The following is a 13722-nucleotide window of genomic DNA, read 5'->3' as shown; positions in this document are numbered from 1 at the left end:
GCGGTCACGTGCCCTCACCCTTCCGCTGCCAAGAGGCAGCTCCTTCCCTCTCCCCGAAGGGAGAGGGGTAGTCAGCTCAACCCTTCAGCACGCTCAGCAGCGTCTCGCCGAGCAGGCTGGGGCTTTCCGAGACCTTGATCCCGGCAGCTTCCATCGCCGCGATCTTGCTCTCTGCGTCGCCCTTGCCGCCCGACACGATCGCGCCGGCATGGCCCATGCGACGGCCCGGAGGCGCCGTACGACCGGCGATAAAGCCTGCCATCGGCTTCGACCGACCGCGCTTGGCTTCGTCGCGGAGGAACTGTGCCGCCTGCTCCTCGGCGTCGCCGCCGATTTCGCCGATCATGATGATCGACTGGGTCTCGTCGTCGGCGAGGAACAGCTCGAGCACATCGATGAAGTTCGTGCCGTTGACCGGATCGCCACCGATGCCGACCGCGGTCGTCTGACCAAGGCCAGCGTTCGACGTCTGGAACACCGCCTCATAGGTCAGCGTGCCTGAACGGCTGACAACGCCGACCGAGCCCTTTTTGAAGATCGAGCCCGGCATGATGCCGATCTTGCACTCGCCGGGGGTCAGCACGCCGGGGCAGTTCGGGCCGATCAGGCGCGACTTGGAGCCCGACAGCGCGCGCTTGACCTTGACCATGTCGAGCACGGGAATGCCCTCGGTGATCGCGACGATCAGCTCGATCTCGGCATCGATCGCCTCGAGGATCGAATCGGCGGCGAAGGGGGGCGGCACGTAGATGACCGACGCGGTCGCGCCGGTCATCGCCTTGGCTTCGGCGACGGTGTTGTAGACGGGGAGGTCGAGGTGGGTCGTACCGCCCTTGCCGGGCGTGACGCCGCCGACCATCTGCGTGCCGTATTCCAGCGCCATCTTGGTGTGGAAGCTGCCGGTTTCGCCGGTCATGCCTTGCGTGATGACCTTGGTGTTCTTGTCGACGAGGATGCTCATTCTATCTCCAGTCCGGTCCGCCCCGGCGAAGGCCGGGGTCCAGTTGGGAGGCGGTCATGGTAACGCGATACGATCGTACAGGTCATCCCAAGCAGGATTGAACCCTTCGATCTCACGCACTTTCCAAGCCCGCTTCCACTCCTTCATTTGCAGCTCGCGCTGCCGTGCCGCTTCCCATTCGCCGCAAGCCTCGTACCAGACGAGGATCTTGCAGCCGTAACGCTTGGTGAAACCGCCGAAACCGTTGCGGTGCTCCCACACACGTTTCGGCAGGTTTACGGTCGAACCGAGGTAGATCGCACCGTTGGGGAAGTTGGCCATGATGTAGACGAACGCTTGTTCTTCCATCATTTCGGCTTTCCCAACTGGACCCCGGCCTTCGCCGGGGTGGTGGTTACTCCTTTTGGTTCGTTACCTCACCTCAAATCAGTTCAGCGAACCATCGATGCCCTTGCAGGCCACGATCAGTTCCTTCACCGCGTCGACCGACACGGTGAGGTTCTGCTTCGCTTCATCATCAAGCTTGATCTCGACGATCTTCTCGACGCCGCCAGCACCGATCACTACCGGCACGCCGACGTACAGATCGGTAAGGCCGTACTCGCCCGACACATACGCCGCGGCCGGCAGCACGCGCTTCTGGTCGTACAGATACGCCTCGGACATCGCGATGCCGCTGGTCGCCGGCGCGTAGTATGCCGAACCCGTCTTCAGCAGTGCGACGATCTCGCCGCCGCCGCCGCGCGTGCGCTTGACGATCGCGTCGATCTTTTCCTGGCTCGACATGCCCATCGCGATGAGATCGGGAACCGGGATGCCCGACACGGTCGAATAGCTGATGACCGGGACCATCGTGTCGCCATGGCCGCCGAGCACGAAGCTGGTGACGTCCTTGACCGAGACCTTGAACTCGTCGGCGAGGAAGTGGCTGAAGCGTGCCGAGTCGAGCACGCCGGCCATGCCGACGACCATGTGGTGCGGCAGACCCGAGAATTCGCGGAGCGCCCACACCATCGCGTCGAGCGGGTTGGTGATGCAGATCACGAACGCGCCGGGTGCGTTGGCCTTGATGCCCTCGCCGACGGCCTTCATGACCTTGAGGTTGATGCCGAGCAGGTCGTCACGGCTCATGCCGGGCTTGCGGGCTACACCGGCGGTGACGATGATGACGTCCGCGCCGGCAATGTCGGCATAGTCGTTCGAGCCGGTGATCTGCGAGTCGAAGCCTTCGACCGGGCCGCACTGCGACAGGTCGAGCGCCTTGCCCTGGGGGATGCCCTCGGCGACGTCGAACAGGACGATATCGCCAAGGCCCTTGAGTGCTGCGAGGTGCGCGAGCGTACCGCCGATGTTACCGGCGCCGATCAGCGCGATCTTCTTGCGAGCCATTCCAATCCGTCTCCGTCTGATGTGCGGGGTGATTGGTGACGCCGGTTACGCGCATTATCCCGCTACGGCAACCGCTAAAAAGGCAAAAGCGGGTTGTTATTGCAACTAGTTCGCATGTGCAATAAGGTGTAGCCGCTCAATTGGAACTACCCCGGCGGAGGCCGGGGCCCAATTGGGGAACGCTGCTAACTACGCACCACGCGCTGTTACTGCGACCTTTCCAATTGGGCCCCGGCCTTCGCCGGGGTGGTATTCGGGGTGTGTCAGAGGTGGCCTTCTGCGAGGTATTCCTCGGAGCGCATCTCTTCGAGGCGGCTTATCGTGCGGTCGAACTCGAACCTGCCATCGCCGCTTTCGTAAAGGTCGCTGGGTTGCGCATCGGCGGCGGCTAGGAGCTTCACCTTGTGCTCGTAGAGCGCGTCGATCAGCGCGACGAAGCGTGCGGCTTCGTTGCGGTTCTCGGGGCCGAGCTTGGGGATGCCGACGAGGATGACGGTGTGGAACTTCCGCGCGATGGCGAGGTAGTCGGCCACTCCCCTCGCCTCGCCGCAAAGCTTCTTGAAGCTGAACACCGCGACGCCCTTGAGCGATTTCGGCACCCGGAGCGTGCGACCCTGGACGATCAGGTCTTCAGCGGGGACGTGCTCGCTGTCGTCGGTCGAGAAGTCGGTGAGGCGGAAGAATGCGGCGGAGAGCTGCGCGGTCGCCTCGGGACCGTTGGGGACGAGCCACGTGTCCTGGCTGCCGAGCCGGTCGCGGCGATAGTCGACCGGGCCGTTGAGCGGGAGGACGTCGAGGCGCTGTTCGATGGTCGCGATGAAGGGCAGGAAATGCTCGCGGTTGAGGCCGTTCTTGTAGAGATCGGCAGGCGGGCGGTTCGAGGTGGTGACGATCGTCACGCCGGAATCGAGCAGCGAAGTCACCAGCCGCGACAGGATCATCGCGTCGGGGCTGTTGGTGACCATCATCTCGTCGAATGCGAGCAGGCGGGTCTCGTCGGCGATCGCGGTGGCGACGGGGACGATCGGGTCGCCGACTTCCTTGCGACGTTCGGCGGCGATGCGCGCGTGGACCTCGAGCATGAACTCGCCGAAATGCACGCGGCGCTTCTTCTCGACGAGCGCGTTGGCGAAGAACAGGTCCATCAGCATCGACTTGCCGCGGCCGACGCCGCCCCAGAGGTAGACGCCGCGGGGGTCGGGTTTCTTGGAGAAGCGGGCGAAGAAGCCGGTCGACTTGGGGGTGGCGAGTTCGGTCGCGAGAGTGTTCAGGCGCGCGGCGGCGGCGGCCTGTTCGGGGTCGGGACGGAGTTCGCCTGAGGCTACGAGCGCCTCATAGGCCTTGAGTACCGTCATTTCCGTTCCCCCGCGCAAGCGGGGGCCCAGGCCCCCAGGCGTTGTATGTGTAGCTCCTGGACTCCCGCGTGCGCGGGAGAACAGAGAAATGCCGGTGCTATCTGGCAGTCGGCTTGCGGATCGTGGCTGAGAAGGCAGCGATCTTTGCTTCGTCGTCCCCTTGCACCACGAGACCCCGGAGGAACAAGAGGCGGCCGGTTTCCTTGAGGACCTCGACCTGCGCCTCGATCGGCTCGCCGACGCGACCGCCGCCGATGAACTGCGTGTTGAGATCGAGCGTGACCGCGGTGCCGGCGGTGATCAGGCCGAAGCCTCTGGCGGCTGCGAACAGCGCGACGTCGATGAACGCGAGGAGCGCACCGCCGTGGACGTTGTTCTGGAGGTTGGAGTGGCGATGCTCGGGGGTGATGCGGACGCGGACGGTGTGGCCGTCGACGCGGTAGAGCATGGGGCCGAGCAGCGTGTTGAAGCGTGTGGGGTCGGAGAGCGACCAGCTGCGCCAGCCTGGGTTGGCGGGGTCTTCGGCTTCGACGAAATGGGGGGTGGAAGCGGGCTTATCCGTCATAATTTCCGTTCGTCCCGAGTAGACATCGAGCTTGTCGAGATGGCGTATCGAAGGACATGTACCTCGATACGAGCTCTCGACTACGCTCGATCTCTACTCGGCACGAACGGGGTGGGGGAAGGCAGGTCTTATCCCCCACAAAGTCGGGGAAGATAGGTTCCTCCCCGACCAACCGGATCAGACGATCCGTTCGGCTTCCATCTTTTTGATCTCGGCGATCGCCTTGGCGGGGTTCAACCCCTTAGGGCACGCGTTCGCGCAGTTCATGATGGTGTGGCAGCGGTACAGGCGGAACGGATCCTCGAGTTCGTCGAGGCGCTCGCCGGTCATCTCGTCGCGGCTGTCGGCAAGCCAGCGATAGGCCTGCAACAGGATCGCGGGGCCGAGGAACTTGTCGGCGTTCCACCAATAGCTTGGGCACGAGGTCGAGCAGCAGGCGCACAGGATGCACTCGTACAGGCCGTCGAGCTTCGAGCGGTCTTCCGGCGACTGGAGGCGCTCCTTGCCCGAGGGCGGCGGGGTGACGGTCTGCAGCCACGGCTTGATCGACGAATATTGCGCATAGAAATGCGTGAAGTCGGGAACCAGGTCCTTGATCACATCCATGTGCGGCAGCGGCGTGATCTGGACCTCGCCCTTGCAATCCTCGATCGCGGTGGTGCAGGCGAGGCCGTTCTTGCCGTTGATGTTCATCGAGCACGAGCCGCAAATGCCCTCGCGGCACGAGCGGCGGAAGGTGAGCGAGGAATCCTGCTCGCTCTTCATCTTGATCAGCGCGTCGAGCACCATCGGGCCGGTATCGTCGAGATCGAGCGCGAACGTGTCGTAGCGCGGGTTCTCGCCGCTATCGGGATCGTAGCGGTAGACCTTGAACGATTTGAGACGCTTACCCCCGCTGGTCGAGGCGTGCTTGACGCCCTTCTTGACGACGCTGTTTTTCGGGAGCGAGAATTCGGCCATTGCGAGCGGTCCGTCCGTGGTGTGATTATAGGTTGTCAGAGCCGATACATGACAGGGGCCCTCCCCGCAAATCCTTAGCTTCGCGGGTGCAACATGCGTCACACCCGCTGTCGCGCTGCCTGCTCGCGGACGGTCAGATGATGTCGAGGACGAGCCCGAGGTCGCGGGCTTCCTCGGCTTCGATGTACCAGTTGGAGGGGGCCTTCTTCTTCAACTCCTCGAGCGATACCTTCGAACCCTTGACGATCGCGCGGAAGCCTTCTTCCTGGATGTTGATCGAGTCCTCGATCTCGTGAAGCTTGGCCTTCAGCGTGTAGGACAGCGTGTTGAGCGGGCCGTTGAGTTCGATGGTGCTCTGCATCTGGCGCTCGTGGATCATGATGCGGCTGTTGCGGGTGAGGAAGCGGCTGTCGACCGGGAAGGCGGACATGAACGTCGCGCCGGCGGAATAGACCGCGACCTTGCCGAGGAAGAGCGTCTCGCGGCCGGTATATTCGCGGAGCAGGCGGATGTTGTCGCCCATCGCACGCGCGACTTCGGGATCGCCACCGAGCGTGGTGATCGAGACGACCAGCGGGCCTTCGGTGGGGGCGGCGGCGAGTTGCGACTTGAAGTTGTCGTACATCGCGTCGTCGACGGGGCCGTGGAGGTGGATGTGGGGGGCGGCCAGCAAGGGGTAGTTGCGGGCGTTCGAGGCGGGGGATGTGTCGGTCATGTCGCGGCAAACTTTTGCGGAAGCGGCGGGTTCCGAGGAACAGGACAAAAGCCGGGGAGCTTAAAGCTTCGTTGTAAGGCCTGCCTGTTTCAGGATGGCGTTGGCCGTGTGGCGGGACAAGATCGTCCCGTCGACGACGACCGGGCGTGGCGCGTGCGGACTACGCCAGATCTCGTGATCGCCCTTGCCGCTACGCCCGAAGGTACATCCGTTCGCCGTGAGGATATCGCGAACCTGCGCGGCGTATCCCCGGACCATGATGCGTTAGGCCGCGATCTCGAAATCGCGTTCGTGGTGTGCGATGATCCGGATGCGGTGCGGGCCGGCGAGGCGCGTGGGATCGACGATATCGTCCGCGTGGATATCTAGAAGGTCGGGTAGCATCGCCGCGGCTTTTTCGACGAGTGCTTCGAGCGTGGCGGCATCGGCAGCGAAACCGGGGATGTCACCGTCTACCGAATACCAGACGCTGGCTTCGGGGTCGTAGTCTGCACGGATCGTCCAGTGCGCCATGTCCAACCTCGTCTTTCCGCGGATTGCTGAGGTTGGTGTACGCTGAAATGCGGTTGGGCGCCACAGGCGCGGTGTTGCCGGGTCGGATGCGGTACACCCACAGCCGTTCTCCTGCGAACGCAGGAGTTCAGGATCACAAATGCCGCGCTCCGTAACCCTGGGCTCCTGCGTTCGCAGGAGAACGGGGGTAGGTCAGCTGGCCTTAGCCGCGCGCTTATATTGGAGAATCCAGCCTACGAGGCCGCCGGGGACGCCGCCTACCAGCGAGAAGAGTGCGTAGAAGGTTATCGCTATCTTTTGGGGTTCTTCGCCCACACCGCGGGGTTCGATGGCGAAGACGTAGATCGCTGTCACCGCCGCGACGACCACCGGCCACAGGAAGCCGGCGATCATCGGTTGGAAGCGCGTCAGCAGCCCCACCGCGACGGGCACGAGGAACCCGATCGCGATGATGGCCCAGGTCATTAGTATACCCGCTTCTTGGGCTTGATGTAGTCGATGTCGTCGGTGAGCGTGTAGTCGTGGACCGGGCGGAAATCGATCTTGGTCTCGCCGCCCTTGCCGCCCCAGCCGTTGAAGGTGGTGATGGTGTGCTTCATCCAGTTCGCGTCGTCGCGCTCGGGGAAATCCTCGTGCATGTGCGCGCCGCGCGACTCGGTGCGGTTGGCAGCCGAGTTCATCGTCACGACCGCCTGGCCGATCAAATTGTCGAGCTCCATCGTCTCGACCAGATCGGTGTTCCAGATCATGCTGCGATCCTTCACGGCGACGTCGGTCATCCGGCTGTAGATCCCGGCCATCTTCTCGACGCCCTGGTTCAGCAGCTCTGTGTCGCGGAACACCGCGCAATGCTTCTGCATGGTCTGCTGCATGTCGAGACGGATCTGCGCGGTCGGCGAGCCGCCGCGCGCGTTGCGGAAATGGTCGAGACGCGTCAGCGCGAGGTCTTCCGATCCCTTGGGGAGCGGTGCGTGCGCCGTACCGGGCTTCAGCGTGTCCTTGATCCGCAGGCCGGTCGCGCGGCCGAACACCACGAGATCGATCAGGCTGTTCGAGCCGAGGCGGTTGGCGCCGTGGACCGAGACGCACGCCGCTTCACCGACCGCGAACAGGCCGGGGACGACCGCGTCGGGGTTGCCGTCGACGAGGTTGACGACCTCGCCGTGGAAGTTGGTCGGGATGCCGCCCATGTTATAGTGCACGGTCGGCGTGACCGGCAGCGGCTGGCGCGTGAGATCGACGCCGGCGAAAACCTTGCCGGTCTCGGTGATGCCCGGCAGGCGCTCGGCGAGCACCTTGGGATCGATGTGATCGAGATGCAGGAAGATGTGGTCGCCGTTCTTGCCGACGCCGCGGCCTTCACGCATTTCGAGCGCCATCGAGCGGCTGACGACGTCGCGCGAGGCGAGGTCCTTTGCCGACGGGGCATAGCGCTCCATGAAGCGCTCGCCCTCGGAGTTGGTCAGGTAACCGCCCTCACCGCGTGCGCCCTCGGTGATGAGCACGCCCGCGCCGTAGATGCCGGTCGGGTGGAACTGGACGAACTCCATATCCTGGAGCGGCAGGCCGGCGCGGAGCACCATCGCGTTGCCGTCGCCGGTGCAGGTATGCGCCGAGGTCGCCGAGAAATAGACGCGGCCATAGCCGCCGGTTGCCAGCACGGTCTGATGGCTGCGGAAGCGGTGGATCGAGCCGTCTTCCATGCACAGCGCGATGACGCCGCGGCAGACGCCGTTTTCCATGATCAGATCGAGCGCGAAATACTCGACGAAGAAGTCCGTGTTGTACTTCAGGCTCTGCTGATACAGCGCGTGGAGCATCGCGTGGCCGGTGCGATCGGCGGCGGCGGCGGTGCGCTGGACCGGCGGCCCCTCGCCCATGTTCTGCATGTGGCCGCCGAACGGACGCTGATAGATCGTGCCGTTCTCGTTACGGCTGAACGGCATGCCGGCGTGTTCCAGCTCGTACACCGCCTGCGGGGCTTCGCGGCACAGATACTCGATCGCGTCCTGGTCGCCGAGCCAGTCGGAACCCTTGACGGTGTCGAACATGTGCCAGGTCCAGTGATCCGGCGAGTTGTTGCCAAGGCTGGCGGCAATGCCGCCCTGCGCCGCAACGGTGTGCGACCGGGTCGGGAAGACCTTGGTGATGCACGCGGTCTTCAGGCCGCTCTCGGCGATGCCCATCGTCGCGCGCAGGCCGGAGCCGCCGGCACCGACGACGACCGCATCATAGGTATGATCGATGATCTTGTAGGCAGCTGACATTACGCGGGAGCTCCGGAGAAGGCGACCTTCAGGATCGCGAACAGGGCGATGCCGCCCAGCGTGAAGGTGAACAGGTTGAGGAGGATCATCGTCACGACACGGCTTTCGTCGTGCATGTAATCCTCGATCACGACCTGAAGACCGAGACGGAAGTGGTAGAACACGGACAGGATCAGCAGCGCCATCGGCACCGCGACCCAGGCCGACTGCAGCCACAGATGCACGGCTGCGTAGTCATAGCCGGGCATCCGCGCGACCGAGATCATCAGCCACAGCATGAGGAACAGATTCGCGCCCGCCGTCAGGCGTTGCTGCCACCAGTGATGCGCGCCGTGTTTCGCGCTGCCGAGGCCGCGGACGCGACCGATTGCCGTACCCGAACCCATTACTTGATCCCCATGTAGAGCCAGAACACGATCGTCAGCGCGACCGATGCGACCATCGTCGCGAGCGCACCCATCTTGTTCCGCTTCAGTTCGTAGCCCGCGCCGGTGTCGAGCACGAAGTGGCGGATGCCGGTCATCATGTGCTGGAACAGCGACAGCGTCAGGCCGACCGCGACGATGTAGCCGAGGATGTTGAGACGGCCGGTATCGGTCGTGAACACGTCGACGAAGGTCGCATAAGCCTGATCGCCCGATGCGATCGCGGCGAGCCACCAGACGAGCAGCAGGCTGCCGACGGTCGCCATCCCGCTGCCGGTCGCGCGGTGCAGGATCGAGACCAGCATGTGCGGGCCCCATTTATAGACCTGCAGATGGGGAGAAAGCGGGCGTGCCGGGTTGCGCGATGCCAAGGGCGGAGTCCTCGAACCAGAAGATGACGAACCAAAAATATCTTGGTCCACAATATATAGATCGGGCGACCTATTAGCCACCACGTGCTGCGATGCAACCCATTGGGGGCGGTCCGATAACCCATGACACCGCTGGCCCTCCACGCGACATGGGAGCGCCGATCCACTTCATTGCGGTTTCGAAATAATCCGCAACACGGTCGACACAGCCTCCATCCCTAACCCGCTCTTAAGATATGCGGTGTAGCGCTGGGTCGGTATTCCCGATCCGGAGCCCAGCATCTTGACCACCACCGACCTGCCGGTACCCGGCGCGATTGCCGCTTCCGTCGACCTGGCAGCCCGGCTGCGGGCGTTCGACTTCGACGGATCGCTGGCTGGCGCGAGTCGCGAAGTCTGGGCCGCGCTCGCTCCCGAAATCACGCACGTCTCGAAGGCGTATTGGGAGCAATGGCTGCGCTGTTTCTCCGATGAGCGGATCTGGGCGGCGCACGAAACCGAGCGGATGATCGAGGTCGGCTGCACGTTCCTGCGCAATCGCTTCCTCGAGACGAGCGGTCGTGCCTGGGTCGAGTCGGTCGAACGCTCGGTCGCCGCCGCCTATGTCGCCGATGTGTCGCCGATGGCGCTGCTGTCGATGATCAGCGCGAGCGACCGTGCCGCGCTCGAAGTCTTGATGCGCCGGGTCGACCGGTCGGACGCCAAGCTGCCGGTCTATATCGACACGCTGATGCGGCTGTCGGCGCTCGAAGGCGAGATCACCGTCGCGATCTACAACGCATACCGGACGCACTCCGCGCAGAACGCACGCGATACGCTGGCGGCCGAGTTCCGCGACGGCATCGCGGCGATGGTCGAGACCGCGACCGACGAAGGGCATATGCTCCGCGAACAGGCGATGCGCAGTTCGGCGTCGACCCGCGCGGTGCTGGGCAAGGCAAGCGAAGTCGCCGCCGCCGCCGAGCAATCCGCAGTCGCCATGCGCGAAGCCGCGCAGACCGCCGCCGGGCTGATCCGCGCGATCGAGGATGCGCGCACCGAGGTCGAGGCTGCGGCCGAGATCGCCAACCGGGCTTCGGTGCAGGCCGGCCAGGCGGTCGGCATGTCCGAGACGCTCAGCGATCACGCCAAGTCGATCGAATCGATCCTCGGGCTGATCCGCGACATCGCCGGGCAGACCAACCTGCTCGCACTGAACGCGACGATCGAGGCGGCGCGCGCCGGTGATGCCGGGCGTGGCTTCGCGGTCGTGGCGCAGGAAGTGAAGAGTCTCGCCAACCAGACCGCACGCGCAACCGACGACATCGCCGCAAAGATCGCCGCGATCCAGTCGGCGACGCGATCGACGGTCGAGACCAACGCCTCGATCAAGTCGACCGTGGCCGAGGTGCAGGAGAGCGCCGACCGGATCCGCTATGCGATGGAGGCACAGGCGCAGACCGTGACCGCGATCACCGCGGCGGTCGACGAGACCGCGCTGGCAGCGGATTCGATGTCGACCACGATCGCCGCGATCCGCGAGGATACCGAGACGGTCGCGACCGAGATCGACGGCGTCGGCCGCGGCTTCGACGTGCTCGACTCGCGGCTTGGCAATCTCAAGAACAGCGCCGGGGATTTCGTCGCGAAGGTCGCTGCATAAAGGACCCTCAGGAGGGGGCGATGATCGAACACCAGGAGAGGATGGCCCTTGCGGCCGGCGAGACCAAGACCCGGAATCCGGTGCGCAACTGGGGCGGCGATCAACGGCCGCTACGCGAGCGCGTGCATGATTATGACTGGGACGGGCTGATCGAGCCCGCCTGCGCGACGCTCAGCGCGTTGCTCGAACCCGACGATCGCCGGCGGATCGCCGAGACGTTCTGGCGGCACTATCTCTCGCTTGAGTCGGCGCGGCACCTCCAGCGGCATTTCACCCCCGAACTGCTCGATCAGCGGATCGCGCTCAGCACCGAATATGTCGGCCTGAAATACGGTGCCCCCAACGACGATGCGTGGAAGGCGATGGCGATCAGCCATGCACAGAATTCGCATCGCTCGGGTGTCCCCCTGCCCGCGCTGCTGTCGTCGCTGGCGTTCGCGCATAGTGTGACGCTCAACCTGCTCGCGGACAGGCTCGGCGGCGACCTGTCGGCGATGCGGACGCTGAGCGACGTGGTCCAGCGGCTCGCGCTGATCGAGGCGGATATCATGGCGTCGCATCTCGGCGCGAGCGATGCGGAGGCGGCACGGGTCGAACGCCAGACGCGCGCGACCGACTTTCGCAGCAGCATTGCCGCATCGATCGAGGATACCGCGGCGCTGGGCGCGCGGATTCGCGTGCAGGCGGCGGGGGCGTCGGCCTCGACCCGCGGCATGCTCGGTCGGGCAAGCGAGGTCGCGGCGGCGGCGGAACAGTCCGCGGTGGCGATGCGCGAGGCGGCACACACCACCGCCGGGCTGATCCGCGCGATCGAGGATGCACGCGGCGAAGTCGAGGCCGCAGGCAAGATCGCGGACCGCGCCTCTACCCAGACTGGCGAGGCGGTCGGCGTATCGGAGGCGCTAAGCGAACATGCCAAGTCGATCGAATCGATCCTCGGGTTGATCCGCACCATCGCCGGGCAGACCAATTTGCTCGCGCTGAACGCGACGATCGAGGCGGCGCGTGCGGGCGACGCCGGGCGCGGCTTCGCGGTGGTGGCGCAGGAGGTGAAATCGCTGGCCAACCAGACTGCGCGGGCGACCGACGACATCGCCGCGAAGATCGCCGCGATCCAGTCGGCCACCGCGGCGACGGTCGCGACCAACGCCGAGATCAAGTCGACCGTCGCCGAGGTGCAGCGCAGCGCCGCGCGGATCCGCCACGCGATGGAGTCGCAGGCGCAGACCGTCAGCGCGATCACCGCCGCAGTCGACGAAACCGCGCTGGCGGCGGATTCGATGTCCCACACCATCGCCACGATCCGCGAGGATACCGAGGCGGTGGCCTCCGAGATCGACCAGCTCGGCCACGCGTTCGGCGAGGTCGACGATCAGTTGGGGGTGCTGCGGGGTGCGGCGGACGGGTTCTCGGCGAGCGTGGCGTGAGCGGCTCGGAGACACTGTTCGTCACCCGCGGCTCTGGCCGCTCCTGCGCCATAACCAGCCGAGCAGGCGTCCCGCCAGCGCCGGCAGTCCTGGGCGGAACAGCAGCCAGTCGCGGATCGGTGCGTCGACCGTCGCGCCGATGACCTGCTTGTAGCCACTATCGCCTGCGCCCCAATCGACCCGGCGGATCCCTCGCGCCTGGGCCGCGACCAGGTTGCGCCAGTAGAGCAGTTTGCCCGGCGAGTGCTTGGCGAAACGCGGGTCGTAGCTGTTGGCGACCGCGTACAGCAGTTCGCCGGTATCGATATCGAACGAGAAGGCGGCAGGCGCACCGTCGACCGTCAGCAGCGCGGCGCGGAACATGCCCGCAAGCACCGGGTCGGCGACCGCAGCCTGCCAGAAGGCGAGATGACCGTCGGCGGTGAACTTCATGCCAGTGCGATCGGTAGCGTGCGCGATCCAGCTCGTCTGCTCGACCGCGCCGAGATCGGCGAACGCGGCGGGCCAGTCCGCGCCCGAGAGGAAGCGCCAGTCGGGTGCGCCATGCTCGGCGAGGTGTTTTTCGTGGAAGCGGTTCTTGCGCAGCGTCGAGGTGCGTGGCCAGGGCTCGCCTTCGCGCGCACGTGGCAGGTCGAGCGACCAGCTATCGCCGATCGCGCGATCGACCGTCGTCCAGCCTTGCCCGCGAGCGGTGGCGATCAACGCGGCGGCGGCGGGGTCGGTGTCGTAGACCGGGCCGATCCTGATGCCGTTGACGTTGCGCGCCAGGGTCGACAGCGCGGCCTTTAGCGCAGGTTCACCGGCTTCGAGCGCGAGGCCGAAGCTGCGGAACGGCCAGTAGCAACCCGGGATCGCCGCGATCCGGAGCAGGCCCGGCCCCAACGGCACGAACGGCAGCGTCAGCACCGGCACGTCGTCCTGCTCGACGACCAGGGTCTTGGCCTGCCCGCCATAGGCCGCAAGCGCGGCGGCGTACCAACCGAAGCGCAGGAAGCGGTGGCTCTCCGCGCCTCGCTCCGCGACGCTGTCGATCGCCGCGGCAAGCCCCTCGACCACATCGGCGCGGACAGTGGGCGGTAGCCGGACGAAGTCGGCCAGGAGCATCGGCTTGGACATTGCCCGCTAGATACCG

At 65.3% G+C, this 13722-nt stretch carries 16 protein-coding genes; 2 read left to right on the top strand and 14 right to left on the bottom strand.

Features of this window, described 5'->3' with window-relative positions; all coding sequences use genetic code 11:
* Nucleotides 1–76: 76 nt before the first annotated feature.
* The 13 genes from sucD to sdhC all read right to left on the bottom strand — a co-directional run bounded on the left by sucD (nucleotide 77) and on the right by sdhC (nucleotide 9521).
* Nucleotides 77–961 (bottom strand): succinate--CoA ligase subunit alpha, encoded by an 885-nt coding sequence (gene sucD, locus C8J46_RS08490; RefSeq protein ID WP_056047458.1) that lies wholly within the window; start codon nucleotides 959–961, stop codon nucleotides 77–79.
* A gap of 54 nt (nucleotides 962–1015) precedes the next feature.
* Nucleotides 1016–1312: a GIY-YIG nuclease family protein gene (locus C8J46_RS08485; protein ID WP_347812376.1), complete on the bottom strand. Its 297-nt coding sequence runs from the start codon at nucleotides 1310–1312 to the stop codon at nucleotides 1016–1018.
* Between the two features lie 75 nt (nucleotides 1313–1387).
* The gene (gene mdh, locus C8J46_RS08480; protein WP_132737515.1) at nucleotides 1388–2350 is read right to left on the bottom strand and encodes a malate dehydrogenase; all 963 of its coding nucleotides are present in this window, start codon (nucleotides 2348–2350) and stop codon (nucleotides 1388–1390) included.
* A 263-nt stretch (nucleotides 2351–2613) separates the two neighbouring features.
* The gene (zapE, locus tag C8J46_RS08475; RefSeq protein ID WP_132737512.1) at nucleotides 2614–3705 is read right to left on the bottom strand and encodes a cell division protein ZapE; all 1092 of its coding nucleotides are present in this window, start codon (nucleotides 3703–3705) and stop codon (nucleotides 2614–2616) included.
* Between the two features lie 97 nt (nucleotides 3706–3802).
* On the bottom strand, nucleotides 3803–4270 hold the full coding sequence (locus C8J46_RS08470) for a PaaI family thioesterase (RefSeq protein WP_132737509.1): 468 nt from the start codon (nucleotides 4268–4270) through the stop codon (nucleotides 3803–3805).
* Nucleotides 4271–4447: 177 nt separating this feature from the next.
* Nucleotides 4448–5230, bottom strand: a complete 783-nt coding sequence (locus C8J46_RS08465) for a succinate dehydrogenase iron-sulfur subunit (RefSeq protein WP_107952059.1) — start codon at nucleotides 5228–5230, stop codon at nucleotides 4448–4450.
* Nucleotides 5231–5363: 133 nt separating this feature from the next.
* Nucleotides 5364–5945, bottom strand: a complete 582-nt coding sequence (locus C8J46_RS08460; protein WP_132737506.1) for an ATP-dependent Clp protease proteolytic subunit — start codon at nucleotides 5943–5945, stop codon at nucleotides 5364–5366.
* Between the two features lie 60 nt (nucleotides 5946–6005).
* Nucleotides 6006–6203 carry a type II toxin-antitoxin system HicA family toxin gene (locus C8J46_RS08455; protein ID WP_132737503.1) on the bottom strand — a complete coding sequence of 66 codons (198 nt, stop codon included), beginning with the start codon at nucleotides 6201–6203 and terminating at the stop codon, nucleotides 6006–6008.
* A gap of 6 nt (nucleotides 6204–6209) precedes the next feature.
* The gene (locus C8J46_RS08450; RefSeq protein WP_132737500.1) at nucleotides 6210–6458 is read right to left on the bottom strand and encodes a DUF1902 domain-containing protein; all 249 of its coding nucleotides are present in this window, start codon (nucleotides 6456–6458) and stop codon (nucleotides 6210–6212) included.
* Nucleotides 6459–6650: 192 nt separating this feature from the next.
* Nucleotides 6651–6923 (bottom strand): hypothetical protein, encoded by a 273-nt coding sequence (locus C8J46_RS08445; RefSeq protein WP_132737497.1) that lies wholly within the window; start codon nucleotides 6921–6923, stop codon nucleotides 6651–6653.
* Nucleotides 6923–8725: a succinate dehydrogenase flavoprotein subunit gene (sdhA, locus tag C8J46_RS08440; RefSeq protein ID WP_132737494.1), complete on the bottom strand. Its 1803-nt coding sequence runs from the start codon at nucleotides 8723–8725 to the stop codon at nucleotides 6923–6925. Before sdhA ends, C8J46_RS08445 begins: the two co-directional genes overlap by 1 nt.
* A complete protein-coding gene (gene sdhD, locus C8J46_RS08435) occupies nucleotides 8725–9111 on the bottom strand; it encodes a succinate dehydrogenase, hydrophobic membrane anchor protein (protein ID WP_060524023.1) in 387 nt (128 codons plus the stop codon). The genes sdhA and sdhD overlap by 1 nt, the downstream gene beginning before the upstream one ends.
* Entirely contained in the window at nucleotides 9111–9521 is a 411-nt protein-coding gene (gene sdhC / locus C8J46_RS08430; RefSeq protein WP_132737491.1) for a succinate dehydrogenase, cytochrome b556 subunit, read from the bottom strand. Before sdhC ends, sdhD begins: the two co-directional genes overlap by 1 nt.
* A gap of 298 nt (nucleotides 9522–9819) precedes the next feature.
* Here sdhC and C8J46_RS08425 point away from each other — a divergent pair, with 298 nt between their 5' ends.
* Both C8J46_RS08425 and C8J46_RS08420 read left to right on the top strand, forming a co-directional pair.
* Complete coding sequence (locus C8J46_RS08425) at nucleotides 9820–11163, top strand: methyl-accepting chemotaxis protein (RefSeq protein WP_132738232.1); 1344 nt, start codon at nucleotides 9820–9822, stop codon at nucleotides 11161–11163.
* 20 nt (nucleotides 11164–11183) lie between these two features.
* Nucleotides 11184–12590, top strand: a complete 1407-nt coding sequence (locus C8J46_RS08420) for a methyl-accepting chemotaxis protein (RefSeq protein ID WP_243643285.1) — start codon at nucleotides 11184–11186, stop codon at nucleotides 12588–12590.
* Between the two features lie 21 nt (nucleotides 12591–12611).
* On the opposite strand, the gene C8J46_RS08415 is transcribed toward C8J46_RS08420, so the two are convergent.
* Complete coding sequence (locus tag C8J46_RS08415; RefSeq protein ID WP_132737488.1) at nucleotides 12612–13706, bottom strand: GNAT family N-acetyltransferase; 1095 nt, start codon at nucleotides 13704–13706, stop codon at nucleotides 12612–12614.
* Nucleotides 13707–13722: the final 16 nt, after the last annotated feature.

Source organism: Sphingomonas sp. PP-F2F-A104-K0414, from assembly GCF_004340945.1.
Taxonomy (GTDB): Bacteria; Pseudomonadota; Alphaproteobacteria; order Sphingomonadales; family Sphingomonadaceae; genus Sphingomonas.
The sequence above is the reverse complement of the archived record's forward strand: the minus strand, read 5'-3'. Positions and strand labels throughout refer to the sequence as shown.

Excerpts from the sequence above, each read along its gene's own strand:
- sucD (WP_056047458.1), bottom strand. The coding sequence starts at position 961 with ATGAGCATCCTCGTCGACAAGAACACCAAGGTCATCACGCAAGGCATG.
- C8J46_RS08485 (WP_347812376.1), bottom strand. The coding sequence starts at position 1,312 with ATGATGGAAGAACAAGCGTTCGTCTACATCATGGCCAACTTCCCCAAC.
- mdh (WP_132737515.1), bottom strand. The coding sequence starts at position 2,350 with ATGGCTCGCAAGAAGATCGCGCTGATCGGCGCCGGTAACATCGGCGGT.
- zapE (WP_132737512.1), bottom strand. The coding sequence starts at position 3,705 with ATGACGGTACTCAAGGCCTATGAGGCGCTCGTAGCCTCAGGCGAACTC.
- C8J46_RS08470 (WP_132737509.1), bottom strand. The coding sequence starts at position 4,270 with ATGACGGATAAGCCCGCTTCCACCCCCCATTTCGTCGAAGCCGAAGAC.
- C8J46_RS08465 (WP_107952059.1), bottom strand. The coding sequence starts at position 5,230 with ATGGCCGAATTCTCGCTCCCGAAAAACAGCGTCGTCAAGAAGGGCGTC.
- C8J46_RS08460 (WP_132737506.1), bottom strand. The coding sequence starts at position 5,945 with ATGACCGACACATCCCCCGCCTCGAACGCCCGCAACTACCCCTTGCTG.
- C8J46_RS08455 (WP_132737503.1), bottom strand. The coding sequence starts at position 6,203 with ATGGTCCGGGGATACGCCGCGCAGGTTCGCGATATCCTCACGGCGAAC.
- C8J46_RS08450 (WP_132737500.1), bottom strand. The coding sequence starts at position 6,458 with ATGGCGCACTGGACGATCCGTGCAGACTACGACCCCGAAGCCAGCGTC.
- C8J46_RS08445 (WP_132737497.1), bottom strand. The coding sequence starts at position 6,923 with ATGACCTGGGCCATCATCGCGATCGGGTTCCTCGTGCCCGTCGCGGTG.
- sdhA (WP_132737494.1), bottom strand. The coding sequence starts at position 8,725 with ATGTCAGCTGCCTACAAGATCATCGATCATACCTATGATGCGGTCGTC.
- sdhD (WP_060524023.1), bottom strand. The coding sequence starts at position 9,111 with ATGGGTTCGGGTACGGCAATCGGTCGCGTCCGCGGCCTCGGCAGCGCG.
- C8J46_RS08420 (WP_243643285.1), top strand. The coding sequence starts at position 11,184 with ATGATCGAACACCAGGAGAGGATGGCCCTTGCGGCCGGCGAGACCAAG.
- C8J46_RS08415 (WP_132737488.1), bottom strand. The coding sequence starts at position 13,706 with ATGTCCAAGCCGATGCTCCTGGCCGACTTCGTCCGGCTACCGCCCACT.